The sequence below is a fragment of the Pigmentiphaga aceris genome, from assembly GCF_008119665.1.
Lineage (GTDB): Bacteria > Pseudomonadota > Gammaproteobacteria > Burkholderiales > Burkholderiaceae_B > Pigmentiphaga > Pigmentiphaga aceris.
In genome coordinates this window covers 2,106,598-2,122,225 of record NZ_CP043046.1, presented here as the reverse complement: position 1 = coordinate 2,122,225, position 15,628 = coordinate 2,106,598, and the positions used below count along the sequence as shown (strand labels likewise).

12 protein-coding genes and 2 tRNA genes are annotated in these 15,628 nt (G+C 60.9%); 5 read left to right on the top strand and 9 right to left on the bottom strand.

Going from position 1 to position 15,628, the window contains the following annotated elements; genetic code table 11:
* Positions 1 to 160: 160 nt before the first annotated feature.
* The 7 genes from rplT to FXN63_RS08900 all read right to left on the bottom strand — a co-directional run bounded on the left by rplT (position 161) and on the right by FXN63_RS08900 (position 6,739).
* A complete protein-coding gene (gene rplT / locus FXN63_RS08930) occupies positions 161 to 520 on the bottom strand; it encodes a 50S ribosomal protein L20 (RefSeq protein WP_148814336.1) in 360 nt (119 codons plus the stop codon).
* A gap of 33 nt (positions 521 to 553) precedes the next feature.
* Positions 554 to 751, bottom strand: a complete 198-nt coding sequence (gene rpmI / locus FXN63_RS08925) for a 50S ribosomal protein L35 (RefSeq protein ID WP_148814335.1) — start codon at positions 749 to 751, stop codon at positions 554 to 556.
* A gap of 422 nt (positions 752 to 1,173) precedes the next feature.
* The gene (gene infC / locus FXN63_RS08920) at positions 1,174 to 1,728 is read right to left on the bottom strand and encodes a translation initiation factor IF-3 (RefSeq protein WP_148814334.1); all 555 of its coding nucleotides are present in this window, start codon (positions 1,726 to 1,728) and stop codon (positions 1,174 to 1,176) included.
* A gap of 106 nt (positions 1,729 to 1,834) precedes the next feature.
* Positions 1,835 to 3,823, bottom strand: a complete 1,989-nt coding sequence (gene thrS / locus FXN63_RS08915; protein WP_148814333.1) for a threonine--tRNA ligase — start codon at positions 3,821 to 3,823, stop codon at positions 1,835 to 1,837.
* Positions 3,824 to 4,196: 373 nt separating this feature from the next.
* Positions 4,197 to 4,273 (bottom strand) — tRNA-Val (locus tag FXN63_RS08910).
* 96 nt (positions 4,274 to 4,369) lie between these two features.
* Positions 4,370 to 4,446, bottom strand: a tRNA-Val gene (locus FXN63_RS08905).
* An 82-nt stretch (positions 4,447 to 4,528) separates the two neighbouring features.
* Positions 4,529 to 6,739 carry a RelA/SpoT family protein gene (locus FXN63_RS08900; RefSeq protein ID WP_148814332.1) on the bottom strand — a complete coding sequence of 737 codons (2,211 nt, stop codon included), beginning with the start codon at positions 6,737 to 6,739 and terminating at the stop codon, positions 4,529 to 4,531.
* 111 nt (positions 6,740 to 6,850) lie between these two features.
* Here FXN63_RS08900 and FXN63_RS08895 point away from each other — a divergent pair, with 111 nt between their 5' ends.
* Positions 6,851 to 7,762: a M90 family metallopeptidase gene (locus FXN63_RS08895; RefSeq protein WP_148814331.1), complete on the top strand. Its 912-nt coding sequence runs from the start codon at positions 6,851 to 6,853 to the stop codon at positions 7,760 to 7,762.
* Between the two features lie 68 nt (positions 7,763 to 7,830).
* Here the strand turns inward: FXN63_RS08895 and FXN63_RS08890 are convergent, their stop codons facing one another.
* Positions 7,831 to 8,181, bottom strand: a complete 351-nt coding sequence (locus FXN63_RS08890) for a RidA family protein (protein WP_148814330.1) — start codon at positions 8,179 to 8,181, stop codon at positions 7,831 to 7,833.
* Between the two features lie 65 nt (positions 8,182 to 8,246).
* Entirely contained in the window at positions 8,247 to 9,176 is a 930-nt protein-coding gene (locus tag FXN63_RS08885; protein WP_187395154.1) for an alpha/beta fold hydrolase, read from the bottom strand.
* A 227-nt stretch (positions 9,177 to 9,403) separates the two neighbouring features.
* Between FXN63_RS08885 and FXN63_RS08880 the strand changes: the two genes are divergently transcribed.
* From FXN63_RS08880 to FXN63_RS08865, 4 genes are all read left to right on the top strand, one after another.
* A complete protein-coding gene (locus FXN63_RS08880; protein ID WP_148814329.1) occupies positions 9,404 to 10,039 on the top strand; it encodes a TetR/AcrR family transcriptional regulator in 636 nt (211 codons plus the stop codon).
* A 161-nt stretch (positions 10,040 to 10,200) separates the two neighbouring features.
* The gene (locus FXN63_RS08875; RefSeq protein ID WP_246165076.1) at positions 10,201 to 12,432 is read left to right on the top strand and encodes a hydantoinase/oxoprolinase family protein; all 2,232 of its coding nucleotides are present in this window, start codon (positions 10,201 to 10,203) and stop codon (positions 12,430 to 12,432) included.
* The gene (locus FXN63_RS08870; RefSeq protein ID WP_148814328.1) at positions 12,432 to 14,420 is read left to right on the top strand and encodes a hydantoinase B/oxoprolinase family protein; all 1,989 of its coding nucleotides are present in this window, start codon (positions 12,432 to 12,434) and stop codon (positions 14,418 to 14,420) included. Before FXN63_RS08875 ends, FXN63_RS08870 begins: the two co-directional genes overlap by 1 nt.
* A gap of 33 nt (positions 14,421 to 14,453) precedes the next feature.
* Entirely contained in the window at positions 14,454 to 15,566 is a 1,113-nt protein-coding gene (locus tag FXN63_RS08865; RefSeq protein WP_148814327.1) for an ABC transporter substrate-binding protein, read from the top strand.
* Positions 15,567 to 15,628 lie beyond the last annotated feature (62 nt).

The window sequence follows — 15,628 nt, the reverse complement described above, 5'->3', positions numbered from 1 at the left end:
AGTTCGATGAGCAGGTTCGGTGAGCGAATTCAGTCAGCAAATTCAGCTAGCACAAACGCGAACGGGGCTTCCTAAGAAGCCCCGTTCGGGTGATGCGTCGTCCCGGTTTACACCGGGACGGGTCCTAACATTGCCGGCAAGCCGGCAACTGCATCCGGACTCAGGCGCCCAGGGCTGCTTTGGCCTGCTGCACGATGGCTGCAAAACCAGCCTTGTCGCGGATAGCCAGATCAGACAGCACCTTGCGATCGAGTTCGATCGCAGCCTTCTTCAGGCCAGCGATGAACACGCTGTAGGTCAGGCCATGTTCACGCGTTGCTGCGTTGATACGGGCAATCCACAGTGCGCGGAACGTACGCTTCTTGTTGCGACGGTCGCGGTATGCGTATTGACCAGCACGCATGACTGCTTGCTTGGCGATACGGAAGACGTTACCGCGGCGACCGCGATAACCCTTGGCTTGGGCAATGACTTTCTTGTGGCGGGCCCGGGCAGTGACCCCACGTTTAACTCGCGGCATATCTCAAACTCCTAGTGTCAGCGATCTTGGGGATCAGGCGAAGGGCATCATCGCCCGCACGGACTTGACATCGGCTTCGTGCACCGCAGTCGAGCCGCGCAGCTGGCGCTTGGTCTTGGTCGTCTTCTTGGTGAGGATGTGGCGCTTGAACGCTTGGCCCCGTTTGATCGATCCGCTTGCACGGACCTTAAAGCGCTTGGCAGCGCTTTTCTTGGTCTTCATTTTAGGCATGAAAATTCCTGGATTATGTTTGGGGGTGCTGGGCCGGGAGACCTACACGCATAACACCGGCTGGCAGACTTGATTACCCACGCGCACACGGGTTCTGCACTTTTCCCGAACATTGACGCACCGTGCTTCATCTTGAGAAATTCTTCGACAAGACGGCCGGGTCGAAACCACAGGCAGCAGCACGAGTTTTAAGGCGGCAGCGTATCGGAATCAGTACAAGGCAACACGACCGGAATCTGAATGGGTCAAATCCGACCACAGGTCAAATTCCGACCACGGATCAATTCCCGATCGTTGAAGCCCACGGCTTGGCCAGATGGCAGCAACACCAACCGACCACAACCGTTTTTCCGCACTTCAGCTTCGCGCCCATTTCGAACGCGAAGCCAAAGAGTATACCTTGAAAAAGGTATTGCCGGAAATTACTCGCCGTCGGCGGCCTTGGCGGCAGCCGGCACAGCCTTCTTCTTCGGTGCAAGCACCATCACCATTTGCCGACCTTCGAGCTTCGGCATGGCTTCGACCAGTGCGATGTCCAGCAGATCGTCACGCACGCGCTCAAGCACGCGCATGCCGATTTCCTGGTGGGCCATTTCACGACCGCGGAAACGCAGCGTCACCTTGCCCTTATCGCCATCATCAAGGAAGCGGCGCAGATTGCGCAGCTTGACTTGATAGTCGCCTTCGTCGGTGCCTGGGCGGAACTTGACTTCCTTGACCTGGATGATCTTTTGCTTGAGCTTGGCGTCGTGCTGACGCTTCTGCTCTTGGTACTTGAACTTGCCGTAGTCCATCAGGCGGCAGACCGGAGGCTGCGCGGTGGGGGCAATTTCAACCAGATCTACGTCGTTTTGTTCCGAGAGTCGGAAGGCTTCGGCAATCTTGACGATGCCGAGCTGTTCGCCTTCGACCCCAATCAGGCGCACCTCGGGAACATTGATTTCACCGTTGATGCGATGCGGCTTTTCGGTTGCGATGTCTACGTCTCCTGAATTTCAATTGGAAAGCGATACGAATGCCACGCCCTGACCGGCGGTCGACTGCAAGCATGCAGTCGATCCGGGGGCCTGGGAAAAACGTGATTTACGCGGGAGTGGAGCCTGCCGAAGTCGAACCGGAAGCCGATGCATTGGCTGCATCTTTAACCGTGTCCTTACGCTCGGCCACCTCGGTCGTCAGACGCTCGATGAATGCATCGAGTGCGAGCACACCAAGATCGACGCCGCCGCGTGCACGTACCGCCACAGCACCTGCCTGTCGTTCCTTGTCGCCTACGACAAGGATGTACGGCAATTTTTGCAGGCTATGCTCTCGGATTTTATAGTTGATCTTCTCACCACGCAAATCTGCCTCTGCGCGGAAGGCCTGCTTTTTCAGGGTTTGCGCCACACTATGCGCGTAATCGGCAGTGCCTTCCGAGATGCTGCACACCACCACCTGGGTCGGTGCAAGCCATGCAGGCATCGCGCCGGCATGGTTTTCGATCAGCATGCCGATGAAGCGCTCGAACGAACCCAGGATTGCACGGTGCAACATCACCGGCACGACGCGCTGGTCACCCTGATCGACGAACTCAGCACCCAGACGTGCCGGCATCGAGAAGTCCACCTGGATCGTGCCGCACTGCCAGTGACGACCGATGGCATCCTTCAAGGTGTATTCCACCTTCGGACCATAGAAGGCACCATCGCCTTCGGCGATCGTGAAGTCGCAACCCGAGGCACGCAGGCTTTCGATCAGCGCGTGTTCGGCCTTGTCCCACACTTCGTCGGAACCGATGCGCTTTTCCGGGCGCGTGGCAACCTTGTACAGCACCTCAGAAAAGCCGAAATCGCGATACACCTTCTGCAGCAGCTCGGTAAAGGCAGCGCATTCGGCCAGAATCTGGTCTTCGGTACAGAAGATGTGGCCATCATCCTGCGTGAAACCGCGCACGCGCATCATGCCGTGCAAAGAACCCGAGGGTTCGTTGCGGTGGCATTGGCCGAACTCGCCGTAACGCAGCGGCAGATCGCGATACGAACGCAGGCCCGAACGGAAGATCTGCACGTGACCCGGGCAGTTCATGGGCTTCAGCGCGTAATAACGGTTCTCCGACTCGGTCGTGAACATGTTGTCGCGGTAGTTTTCCCAGTGACCGGTCTTTTCCCACAGCGTGCGGTCCAGGATCTGGGGTGCCTTCACTTCCTGATAACCGTTGTCGCGATACACCGCGCGCATGTATTGCTCGACCTGCTGCCAGACCGTCCAGCCCTTGGGATGCCAGAAGATCAGTCCCGGCGCTTCTTCCTGGAAGTGGAACAGATCCAGTTCGCGGCCCAGACGGCGGTGATCGCGCTTTTCTGCCTCTTCCAGCATGTGCAGGTAAGCGTCCTGATCTTCCTTCTTGGCCCAGGCAGTACCGTAGATGCGCTGAAGCATCTCGTTCTTGCTGTCGCCGCGCCAGTAGGCACCAGCCACTTTCATCAGCTTGAACACACGCAGCTTGCCGGTGCTGGGCACGTGGGGGCCGCGGCACAGGTCAATGAAATTGCCTTCACGGTACAGGCTGATCTTTTCATTGGTCGGGATCGACGCAATGATCTCGGCCTTGTACTTCTCGCCGATGGAGTGGAAGAACTTGACCGCCTCGTCGCGATCCCACTCTTCACGGGTGACCTTCTCGTCCAGCTTGGCCAGGTCGGCCATCTTCTTTTCGATGGCGGCCAGGTCTTCCGGCGTGAAAGGACGCGAGTACGAGAAATCGTAGTAGAAGCCGTTGTCGATCACCGGGCCGATCGTGACCTGGGCATCGGGGAACAGCGACTTGACGGCGTATGCCAGCAAGTGGGCGGTGGAGTGGCGGATCAGGTCCAGCCCCTCTTCGTCCTTGCCCGTGATGATCGCGAGCTGGGTGTCCTGATCGATCAGGAACGAGGTGTCGACCACACGCGAGCCCACGCCCGGGGTTGTCACGCGGCCACCAAGAGCGGCCTTGGCCAGACCTGCACCAATGGATGCGGCGACGTCGGCGATCGTGACCGGGCCGGGGAATTCGCGCTGTGAGCCGTCAGGCAAGGTGACCTGGATCATGTACAACCTCTGAAATACGTGGCGTGCACACCCCCGACTGAGACCCTGCGCTGCTCATCGACCGATGGCACCGGCAAGAGAAAAACGGGAATGGCAAAAAATGGACGAAAAAAAAGCGGCCTGGGCCGCGTTTTTCTGGGTTACTGCTCGATCCTGCTTCTGACCGACGAACAGCTTGGAAACCCGTGCAACTCAGGCGACGGCATTCCAGGTGGTAGTTCGTGCAAACTTGCTTACGATCATCGACATATAAACGGTATTTACCGGTTGAATCGTGGACCAACTTTTACTTCAACTACTTGCACAACACTTGCTTTGACAATCTAAAACCACTTACCAGACCACAAATCTTGAAAACCTGATTCAAGATCGGTGGTAGGCGCGATTGGATTCGAACCAACGACCCCCACCATGTCAAGGTGGTGCTCTAACCAACTGAGCTACGCGCCTACAGCAAAATCATCCGGCCTAAATTTACATCCAAGTTTTCCGCCACAAAGACGAAAGACTTTATCTTGTAAGCCTTAAATCACACTTCCAGTACAGTGGTAGGCGCGATTGGATTCGAACCAACGACCCCCACCATGTCAAGGTGGTGCTCTAACCAACTGAGCTACGCGCCTGCTGCAAAGAAAGCTATTATAGGTTTAGTTTTTTGCGTGTGTCAAACGACAGGCGATAGTTTTTTCAACTTGGCCTGTTTTTTTATCGCCGACTCACTTCCGTCACCCCCGCGACCTCGCGCAATGCAAGCAATGCCTTATGTAATTGCTGCGAGTTGCTGACCTCGGCGGTAAACAGCATACGCGCTACCTGCTGCTTGCTTTGCGTATTGACACCCACCACGTTGATACGCAGACGCGCAAACACATCACTGATGTCACGCAGCAAACCGGCACGGTCGCCCGACTGCACAAAGATATCCACCGGATATACCGCGTCTTGCGTATCACCCCAGGTGACATCGATGACGCGCTCGGGGTGACGTTCCACCAAGGCAGCCATGCTGGGGCAATCGGCCCGGTGAATCGACACGCCCCGGCCCTTGGTGACAAAGCCCTGGATATCGTCAGGCGGTGCCGGACGGCAGCATTTCGCCAGTTGGGTCAACAGAGAATCGACGCCCACCACCAGCACGCCACTCTTGCCACTGCGCGCCACGCTGTCGGCACGGCTTTCCCGCGCAACCGATTCGGGCGTGACCTCGGGTTCGGCAACCGGCGCAGCAAATGCGTTTTCGATCTGACGAACGCTGAACTCTTCTTTAGAGACGGCAACGTACAGGTCTTCCGGGCACGCAAAGCCCAGTTGCCCGGACAGATTTTCCAGATTTGCCGCCGTCTTGCCCAGGCGTTGCAACTCCTTCTCGACCAGCGTCTGCCCTTGCGAGATGCGTTGTTGCATCTCGATGGCGTTGAACCACTGACGCACCTTGGCGCGCGAGCGGTGGCTGGCCAAGTAGCCCAGTTGCGGATTGAGCCAGTCGCGCGACGGCCCGCCCGCCTTGGCCGCAATGATTTCCACCGTCTGACCCGTGGCCAGGCGGCTGTTGAGCGAGACCATCTGCCCGTCCACCCGTGCACCACGGCAGCGATGGCCCAGATCGGTGTGCACCTGATAGGCAAAGTCGACCGGCGTCGCACCCGAAGGCAGTTCAACCACCCTCGCCTGCGGCGTCAATACATAGACGCGATCATCGAGCGAGGACAAGTCCATGTCCTCGTTGGCCTCGCCTTCCACATGAACGTCGGACTTCCAGGCCAGCAATTGGCGAATCCAGCCCAGGCGACGATCGTATTCACCGTCGGCCACGGCCTTGGAGCCATGCGCACCCGCTTCCTTATAGCGCCAGTGAGCCGCCACCCCGAATTCCGCGAACTCGTGCATTTCGCGCGTGCGGATCTGCACTTCGAACGGACGGCCAGCATCGTCGGCCACGACCGTATGCAGCGAACGATAGCCGTTGGCCTTGGGTCGCGACACGTAGTCGTCGTATTCGGCCAGCACCGGGGCCCACAGCTGATGCACCAGGCCCAGCGCCGCATAGCAACTGCGGATATCTTCGACGATGATGCGCACGGCGCGCAGGTCGTACAAATCGGTGAACGCCAGGCCCTTGTTACGCATCTTGTTCCAGATGCTGTAGATGTGCTTGGGTCGGCCGCTGACCTCGGCGTTGATGCCCTCGGCGGCAAGCGAGTCCTGCAGGCGCGCCAAGGTGTCGGAGATGAACGCTTCACGCTCGACCCGCTTTTCTTCCAGCAGCTTGGCGATGCGCTTGTATTCGATGGGTTCCAGGAACCGGAACGCCAGGTCTTCCATTTCCCACTTGACCTGCCAAATGCCCAAACGGCTGGCGAGCGGCGCATACAGTTCAAGCGCCTCGGTGGCCACGGCGTCGAGCGGTGCGATCTTGGTCAGCGCGTGCCAACGCAAGGTTTGCAGCCGCGATGCCAGGCGCATGAAGACGATGCGCAGATCGGCCGCCATGGCGAGCAGCATCTTGCGCAGCATTTCCGTCTGCGCGCCGCCGCCCGCACTGGCGTCGCTGGCGTCCCGGGTGACAGCACCCAGGCGCAGCAAGCCACGATACCCAGTAACCAAGCGCGCCACGTCTTCGCCGAAGCGCTCAGAAATGCCTTCGCGCCAGGTGGGCGGTGCATCTTCCGGCAAGGCGCTGGCAACCAGCGCGGCAATACGGGTGGGCAAGTCGACCTGAAGGCTGGCCAACAGCGTGACCAGCCCAGCGGCGTGCTCGGCCACCGGCTCGCCGGAAGGCAAGGTGCGATCGCCCATCTGGCTTTGCGCCCAGGCAGAGGCGGCAAGCAAACGGTCGCAGGCCCGCAGCGGCAAGTCGCGGCAGGCCAGACGGAACCAGGTATCGTCAAAAATAGGGGTAGTGGCGGTCGGTGACATCGGAAACTCGGGGAACACCGTACACTTTAGCCAATCTTGGGCCATCGCAGGGAAACGCAGCGTCAGACAGCCGCCCCGTGGCCCTATTTTGGCAAAGGAATCTGTTTCATCATGTTCCGCTGGTTGACCGGTCGCGGTGCACGCGATGCAGACGTTACCGACATGGACGCGCGCATTACCAGTGCCCAATGGCAATGGGTAGTGGATAGCCACGCGTTTGTGCACGAGCTATCCGACGACGACAAATTGCAGTTGCGCACGCGTATTGCGTGGTTTCTGGCCAGCAAGAGCATTAATGGTGCCGCTGGTTTTGAAGTGAATGACGACATTCGCTTGTCGATTGCTGCGCAGGCGTGTTTGCCGATTCTGCACCTGGAACCCAGCCGTTATGAGGGCTGGAACGAAGTCATCGTATATCCCGGCGGTTTTCTGATTCCGCGCACCGAGGTCGATGAAGACGGTGTGGTGCACGAATATGTACAAGAAGCGGCTGGTGAAGCCTGGGAAGGCGGGCCGCTGATTCTGTCCTGGGAAGATGCCGACCCCATTCAGGAAGCTGAACCCGGTTCAGCTTTCAATGTGGTGATCCACGAATTTGCGCACAAGCTTGATCTGGCAGATGGTAATGGTGCCGACGGCATGCCAGGGCTGCATGCCCACCCGGAATTATCGGCGCGCGTCTGGATGCGTGTACTGGAAGCCAGTTATGACGCTTTTTGCGATCAACTGGAGCAAGTGGAAGCTGCCATTCCAGCGACCGTGGACCCGGAATCGACCGATGCTGACGCTTGGTATGCGGAATTGCCGCTCGATCCCTATGCCGCGACCGATCCGGCTGAATTCTTTGCGGTCAGTTCCGAAGCATTTTTTGTCTTCCCGGAGCCGCTGGCTGCTGCATTGCCTGAATGGTATGCATTGCTTAAAGCGTTTTACCGCCAAGACACGGTGGCAAGACGCCAACCCGCCATGGCCGGACGCGCCTTGCTTGGCTGGCCGCCCGGCATGGGGGATGGTGCGGCGTAGATCGGGTCAAACTCGGGACCAAACTCGGAGCCATGCCCAAACCCACACGCCGCCCCTGATCGCGAAGATCAGCCCACTGCAGCCGTGACGACGATCTCGACCTTCAGGGTCGGATCGGCCAGCAGCGCCTGAACCGTCGCGCGCGGCGGCGTGTTGCCCTTGGCAACCCATTCGTCCCAAGCCTGATTCATGCCTTGGAAGTCGGCCATGTCAGCGATGAAAATCTGCGTGCTCAGGATACGGGTCTTGTCCGAACCGGCTTCTTCCAGGCGCGCATCGATGGCTGCCAGCACTTGACGGGTCTGGCCGACGATATCCAGCGTGCCATCTTCCGGTACTTGACCGGCGAGATAGACCACGCCGTTGTACACGGCGGATTCGGACAGGCGGTTGCCCACGTGGAAGCGTTGGATGCTCATTCGGTTTCCTTGGAAAAAATCAGCAGGCCCATCGGTTGATGCTGGCCTGAATTCGGGGCACAAGCTTACGCGATGTCTGCCAGCTTCGCAGACGCCGCAAACTGCCCGTCTTCCAGCAGAAAGGACGCCAGCAAGTCGATCTGCGCGTCGTGCAAGAAGCTGGGTGCATGACCGACATCTGCAAATTCCACCAGGCTTGCATGCGGGCCGCGTGTGGTCATCTCGCGAGCCGTCTCGGCGCTAAGCAAGTCGGAATCAGCACCACGCACCAGCAAGGTCGGACACGCGATGGCGTCGTAGGCAGCCCACAGAACATGTTCGCCTGCAGCCACCATGTCGGGCGTCGTCTGCTTGAATACCACCGATATCTCGGGGTCGTAATGGAAGCGCCAACTGCCATCGATCTCGCGCAACGTGTATTGCGAGAACTCGCGCCACTGCGCATCGTCGTGCGCCCCGAAGCTTTGCGACACCTGGCGCACGTAGGCTACGCCTGCCTCGAAGCTGTCGAAGGAAATCGGCTGACCCAGATAGGTGCCGATGCGCTGCAACGCGGCGGCATCGAGTCGCGGACCGACGTCATTGAGCACCAGACGGCTGGTCGGTGCACGGGGCAGACTGCTGAATGCCATGCCGATGAGCCCGCCCATGGACGTGCCGAACCAGTGCAATACCGCAGGTTGCAGGCGCGCGATCAGGGTCACCATGTCGGCCACGTACTGCGCAATGGTGTAGCCAGCCGGGTTCTGCAGCCAGTCCGAGGCACCGCGCCCGACTACGTCAGGGCACACGACACGATAGTGCTTGGACAGGCGTTGCGCGACCCGATCGAAATCGCGGCCAGTACGTGTCAGTCCGTGCACACACAGCAGCACACGCGGGTTGGCAGGATCGCCCCACTCCCAATACGCCATGCGATGCAAACCGGAAGGGCTCAGGCACAACACGTGGTCCAGGCGCGGCTCGGACAGGGATTCAGGCAATGCACGGTTCATGAACGGCTCCATTGCAAGTCGAGGTGCATTTCGCACCGACCTGACGATGACAGGATTGCTTGACGATTGTAGGACGTGATGTAGAACCTGAAGTAGGACATGAACGTCACATCACGCCTGAAACAAGTCACCGATCAGCACGATAGGCGCGTGGCATATGGTGATTGGGGCACCACAGCTGTCAAAAATGTAATCAGGAATGTTCCGGTAATTCGTACACTATATGAATGACCTCACTGCCCACGCCCGAAGTGCTCACGCCACCCACCACTCCCCCACGCCGACGCATCCGCAACCCGGACATGCACCGCGCAGCCATTCTTGATGCCGCCCTTGCCGCCTTCGCCGAGCGTGGATACGCCCGGGCAACCATGCGCGATATTGCCCAGCGCGCAGGCGTCACGCACGGCCTCGTGCAACGTCATTTTGGCTCGAAGGAAGCCTTGTTCCTGGCGGCCGTTCCGGCCTCGCGCCATTGGGACAATATGATTGGCGGCGACCCGGCAGACCTGCCGGAGCGCATTGCGAAAATGTTTGTGGCGCGCATGGAAGAGGCGGCCGGGCTTGATCCGCTGATGGCGTTGATTCGCAGCGCAGCGTCGGACGTCGATGCCGCCAAGCGCCTGTATGCCGCACTGCAAGCACGTGGCGCGGAAATCTATGAAGACTTTCTGGGCTCGCCCGGCGGTGCCCTGCATCTGGACGCCGCCTACGCACTGCTGATTGGTGTGACCTTCAACCGCTACGTGATCGGTATGGGCCCCTTGGCAGAAATGGACCGCGACGCACTGACGACTTATCTCACGACCTGCATTCGCCAGATCATCGAACTGCCTGCGCCGACCACCGCACAGCCAGAATAAGGTACGCACCGTAAATCCTTATGCGAATAACGGTCTTTGAGCACATAGCTTAAATACTATTTGAAATAAGAAAACATCGAGATAAGCTTAAGGGATAGCCCGGATTGTTCGTAAAATCCGGGGTTCGCTTGCGTCAGGCAAGTATTCCGGGAGCGGTGGTAGTGGCTGTTGTGGCTGTAGGCAAGGCGGGACAGGGTGCACGTATTGGCATCGACGTAGGCGGAACATTCACCGACTTCGCGTTGTATGACCCGGAACGCGATGCGTTCTTCCACCACAAGCAACCCAGCACACCAGCCGATCCGGCGTTGGCCGTGCAACAGGGCCTGGCTGCACTGCTGCAAAAAAGCGCGCTGGCCGCTGGCGATGTCGCCCTGCTGATGCACGGCACGACCATCGGCTTGAACGCCATCATTCAGCGCCGCGGCGCACAGGTTGGCCTGGTGGTCACCGAGGGCTTCCGCGACGTGCTGGAAATCGGGCGCGCGCGCATGCCCTCTTCCTTCGACTTCCACGCCACCCGCGAGACGCCGTTCATCTCGCGCGAACGGGTACTGGAAATCGGCGCGCGCCTGGACCCGCAAGGCAATCGCACACGCTGGCCCGACGAGGCGGAGATCGCACGCAGCGCGGCTGCGATTGCAGCGCTGGGTGTGGAAGCCATCACGCTGATGCTGATCAACGGCTACGCCAACCCTGATGCGGAAGCCGAACTGGCCGCATTGCTGCAGGCGCAGGTGCCAGACACCACCATCTTGTCTGCGGCTGAATTGTGGCCCGAGATCCGCGAATACGAGCGCACGCTGGTAGCCGGCCTGAATGCCTATATCCAACCGTTGATGCAGCGCTACTTTGCGCGCCTGACGGCCTTGGTCGGCGAGATCGGCGTCGATGCCCCGATTCTTGTCACGGCGTCCAACGGCGGATCGTTGTCGCTTGCGTCCGCGTTGGCCCGTCCTATCGACACGGTGCTGTCCGGCCCTGCCGCAGGTGCGGTTGCTGCCACACGACTGGCCACCGTGCCGCCGGTGGAACGACTGGTGAGCTTCGACATGGGCGGCACCAGCAGCGACATTGCCGTATCCGTCGGCGGTCAGGCTGAACTCGCGACCCGCACCGACATCGGTGGCCTGCCCTTGATCCTGCCGGTGGTTGGTGTATCTGCGATTGGTGCGGGTGGTGGTTCGAAAGTATCGGTCGATGCGCATGGCGTGTTGCGGGTCGGCCCGGAAAGCGCGGGTGCCGATCCTGGCCCGGTTGCCTACGGCCGTGGCGGCACGGTGGCCACCGTGACCGACTGCTATCTGATGACGGGCTTGCTTGACCCTGCTGCGTTCCTGGGCGGCGGCATGCCCCTGAACGGCGCGCTGGCTGGACAAGCCTTGACCACCGTTGCAAGCGCGCTTGGTCTGCATGGTGAAGATGCCGCCGCCCAGGCTGCCAGTGGCGCGCTGTCGGTTGCCACGGCACAGATGGCATCCGAGCTGCTGAAAGCCCTGGCGCAACGGGGCTTCGATCCCAGCGACTTCACGCTTGTGCCGTTTGGTGGCGCAGGTCCGACCCACGCCAACTTGCTGGCAGAAGATGCGGGTCTGCCGCGCATCGTCGTGCCCCTGCGACCGGGTACGTTCTGCGCCATGGGTGCCGTCACCACCGACCTGCGCCGCGACTTCGTGCGTGGCCTGCGTCGTCCGCTGGGCGAGCCGGGTCAGCAGTCGGAAGCCATGGAACAACTGGGCGCAACCTTCGACCGCCTGGAACTGGAAGCCCATGCCTGGCTGGCCTCGCAAGGCGAAGCGCTGAGCCAGTCTGTGGAAACCAGCTACGCCGTCGACATGCGCTACGGTGGCCAAGCCTATGAATTGAAGGTTGACCTGCCCGCCACACGCCCGTGGACACCTGAACAAGTGGCCGAGGCATTCCATGCGGCCCACACACGCATCTACGGCTTCCGTGACACCCATGCTCCGATTGAACTGGGCACGGTGCGCCTTGCGATCATCGGTCGCATGCCCAGCATTGGCGCAACGCGTCTGTCCAGCTCCGATCAAGCGGTCGAACCCAAGGGAACTCGCCGCGTATTCCTGAGCGGCCGCTGGCACGACGCCGAGGTGTATGCCCGCAGCGCATTGCGTGCCGGTGATTGCTTCGATGGCCCGGCCATCGTTGAGCAAGATGACACCACCGTGGTGGTATTGCCTGGCTGGTATGCCGACACCGACGACTTCGGCAATCTGCACTTGCTGCGTTACGCGCAGGCATCGGACCTGCCGGTTGAACTGATCGAGACGGCGTTGACGGAAGGAACCTTGATCGACGCAACGCCGATTGACGCTGCCAATGCTGTGCCGCCTGACACAACACCCACTGCTGTGACCGGGGAGGCACGCTGATGAAACTCGATCCCGTTACCCTCGCCATTCTTGGCAACAAGGTGTCTGCACTGGCCGAGGAAATGTGCCTGACTTTGCAGCGCACCGGCCGCACGCTGTACGTGAAAGAAACCGCCGACTTTGCCTGCGCGCTGGCCGGGCTGGATGGCCGCTTCTTCGCCTACCCGCGCGCCATTGGTGTGTCGGGTTTTGTGGGCCTGGATTGCCAGACCACCATTGACGCTGTCGGCCCGCTTGAACCGGGTGATGTGATCCTGACCAACGACCCGTATCGGTCCAAAGGTCTGGCCACCCATCTGCCCGATCTGCAGGCCATCGAGCCCTACTTCCACGAAGGCAAGATCGTTGCCTATGGCTGGGCATTCCTGCATGCGTCCGACGTGGGTGGCAAGGTGCCCAGCAGCATCTCGCCCACCAACACCGACATCTTCCAGGAAGGCTTGCAGATTCCGCCCGTGAAGCTGATGCGGGCTGGCAAGCTCAACGAAGACGTGGCCTTGTTCATGGCTGCCAACAGCCGCACGCCCGACGCCAACATGGGCGATGTTCGTGCCATGCTGGCCGCGCTGGCCACCGGCCGTTCGCGTGTGGAACGCGTGATTGCCCAGCACGGCGAACAGGCTTTCCTGGATGCCCAGCAAGACCTGACCGACTACGCCGCCGCACGCGCCGCTGCCGTGTTGCGCCAAGTACCGGACGGCACCTACCGCTTCAGCGACTATCTGGACGACGAGGCTGGCAGCGGCCTGCCCGTGCGCCTGGCGCTCAGCGTGACCTTGTCTGACGGCAAGATCCATCTGGATTTCACCGGCACTGACCCCCAGGTTGCTGCCGCGATCAACATCCCCAGCCACGGCCAGGCCCACGCATGGCTGACGCTGCGCATTCTGGCCTTGGTGTGCACGCTGGACAAGACCGTGCCGCTGAATGCGGGCTTGCTGCGCCCGGTAAGCGTGACGGTGCCGGCAGGCACTTTGGTGAACCCGTTGCCGCCTGCCGCCGTTGGCGTGCGCCATGCGGCTGCCGTGCGCGTCAACGACGCCTTGAACGGTGTGCTGGGCCAAGCCGTGCCCGACCTGATGCCCGCTGCCAGCGGTGGCACGATCATCCCGGTGGTGGTTGCCGAACCGGCACGCCACGGTACCGGCCAGAACGTGCAAGTGGTCGAACCGATGGTGGGCGGCACGGGTGCCCGACGTGGTTTCGACGGTGCCGATGGCCGCGACAGCAGCATTTCCAATCTGGCCAACAACCCGGTCGAAACCGTGGAAGCAGAAACCGGCGTTGAAGTGCTGCGCTACGGTCTACGTGAAGATTCGGGCGGCCCGGGCCAGTGGCGCGGTGGCTGCGGCCAGGAAATCCATTTCCGCATTCTGCAAAACGATGTGCGTGTGCTGGCACGCGGCATGGAGCGCCTGCGCTTTGCCCCGTGGGGCGCGCAAGGCGGGCGTCCGGGTGCGCGTACGCAACTGGTGCTCAACCCCGGCACGCCGGACGCGCGTGTGCTTGGCAAGATTGACGTGCTGCCGGTCAATACCGGCGACGTGATTGCCTTGCAGACCCCCGGCGGCGGCGGTTGGGGTTCGCCATTTGCGCGTCCGCCTGAAGCGGTACATGCGGATGTGGTGCGCGGACTGGTATCGATTGCCACGGCGCGCGAGGCCTACGGTGTGCTCATTACCGATCAGGGCATTGACCACGACGCCACTGAACAATTGCGCGCAGACACGCCCGCCGGTTCTGAGCGTGGCGAACAGCGCGATCGTTGGGATCAGGTTTTTGAGCCTGCCGTGCTCGATCGCTTGAGCGAAGCCTTGTTCACCCGCCCGGCCGCCGTGCGTGCACGACTGCGTCAGCAAGCCTATGCCAAGGTGCTGGCCACCCTGCCCGAGGACTTCCCTGCCAGCCATGCGACCGACACCGACCTGACTGCGGCACGCTCGCTGCTGCAGGACACCGTCAACACCCTATTCACGACCGCGGCCTGATCAGGGCCACGGCGCAACACCCAGGAGTTTCTGATGAACAAGCTATGGTTCACCCCCGTTGTACTGGCGCTCGGCCTTGGCCTGAGCGCGTGCAAGGACAAGCCCGCTGAACCCGCCGCTGGCGCTGCCGGCAAAGCCCCGGTAGCAGCTGCTGCTACCGACAAGGTCGTGATCGGTGTGTACGGCGGCGGCTGGGAAGCCAACGTTCGCGCAGCCGGCCTGGACAAGTTCGCCAAGGACAACAACATTCAGGTTGAAGTTGTGCCGGGTGCCGATGCTGAATGGTTCGCCAAGCTGCGCGCCAGCAACGGCAACAACCCGCCGTACGACATCGTGGTCTTCCAGCCCGACACCGTGCAGCGCGCCGTTGCAGCCGGCGTGCTGGAGCCGCTCGATGCCGCTCGTGCCCCGAATCTGAGCAAGCTGTCTTCCTCGGTGCAAGAACGTTTCGTGACCGACGGCAAGACCTATGCAGCCGGCTTCAGCCTGGGCCAACTGGGCCTGGCTTATCGCACCGACCTGGTCAAGACGCCGCCGACCAGCTGGCAAGACCTGTGGAAGCCTGAATACAAGGGCCACGTGGCGATCTCGTCGCCCACCTATGCAGCCGGCCTGCAATTCTTCGCTGGCCTGGTGCACTCGTTGGGCGGTGAGCTGAAAGACGAAGCTGCCGTTGATCGCGCCTTCGCGAAGCTGGCAGAACTCAAGGGCAGCGCGGTGGCGTTCCCCGACAGCCCGGGTGCCATCCAAACCCTGCTTGAACGCGGCGATGCATGGGTGGTTCCTTTCTGGGACGGTCGCGTGTTCGCGTTGCAGAAAGACGGCATGAAGATCGACTTCGTCTACCCGTCGGATGGCCCGGTGGTGGGCGCAGCCAACTGGGTGATCGCCAAGGGTGCCCCCAACATGACCAACGCCTACAAGCTGCTGGACTTCCTGTCGGGTGCCGAAGTGCAGAAGAACTTCTCGGACAAGTCGCTGTATGGCATGACCAACCGCGACGTGCAGTACAGCGATGCGCTGAAGGGCAAGGTCCAGGTGGGTGAAGAAGCCTACAAAAAGCTGATCTGGATCGATTACGCTACCGCCACGCCGAAGATCGCCGACTGGACGACCCGTTGGAGTCAGGCGCTGGGCGGCCAATGAGCCGATTGAACTATCTCCGGGGTGCACTGCACCCCGGTGCGGCGCGATGCGCGGGAGAGAAC

Excerpts from the sequence above, each read along its gene's own strand:
- FXN63_RS08870 (WP_148814328.1), top strand. The coding sequence starts at position 12,432 with ATGAAACTCGATCCCGTTACCCTCGCCATTCTTGGCAACAAGGTGTCT.
- thrS (WP_148814333.1), bottom strand. The coding sequence starts at position 3,823 with ATGATCCAGGTCACCTTGCCTGACGGCTCACAGCGCGAATTCCCCGGC.
- FXN63_RS08900 (WP_148814332.1), bottom strand. The coding sequence starts at position 6,739 with ATGTCACCGACCGCCACTACCCCTATTTTTGACGATACCTGGTTCCGT.
- FXN63_RS08895 (WP_148814331.1), top strand. The coding sequence starts at position 6,851 with ATGTTCCGCTGGTTGACCGGTCGCGGTGCACGCGATGCAGACGTTACC.
- FXN63_RS08890 (WP_148814330.1), bottom strand. The coding sequence starts at position 8,181 with ATGAGCATCCAACGCTTCCACGTGGGCAACCGCCTGTCCGAATCCGCC.
- rpmI (WP_148814335.1), bottom strand. The coding sequence starts at position 751 with ATGCCTAAAATGAAGACCAAGAAAAGCGCTGCCAAGCGCTTTAAGGTC.
- FXN63_RS08885 (WP_187395154.1), bottom strand. The coding sequence starts at position 9,176 with ATGAACCGTGCATTGCCTGAATCCCTGTCCGAGCCGCGCCTGGACCAC.
- rplT (WP_148814336.1), bottom strand. The coding sequence starts at position 520 with ATGCCGCGAGTTAAACGTGGGGTCACTGCCCGGGCCCGCCACAAGAAA.
- FXN63_RS08880 (WP_148814329.1), top strand. The coding sequence starts at position 9,404 with ATGACCTCACTGCCCACGCCCGAAGTGCTCACGCCACCCACCACTCCC.
- FXN63_RS08865 (WP_148814327.1), top strand. The coding sequence starts at position 14,454 with ATGAACAAGCTATGGTTCACCCCCGTTGTACTGGCGCTCGGCCTTGGC.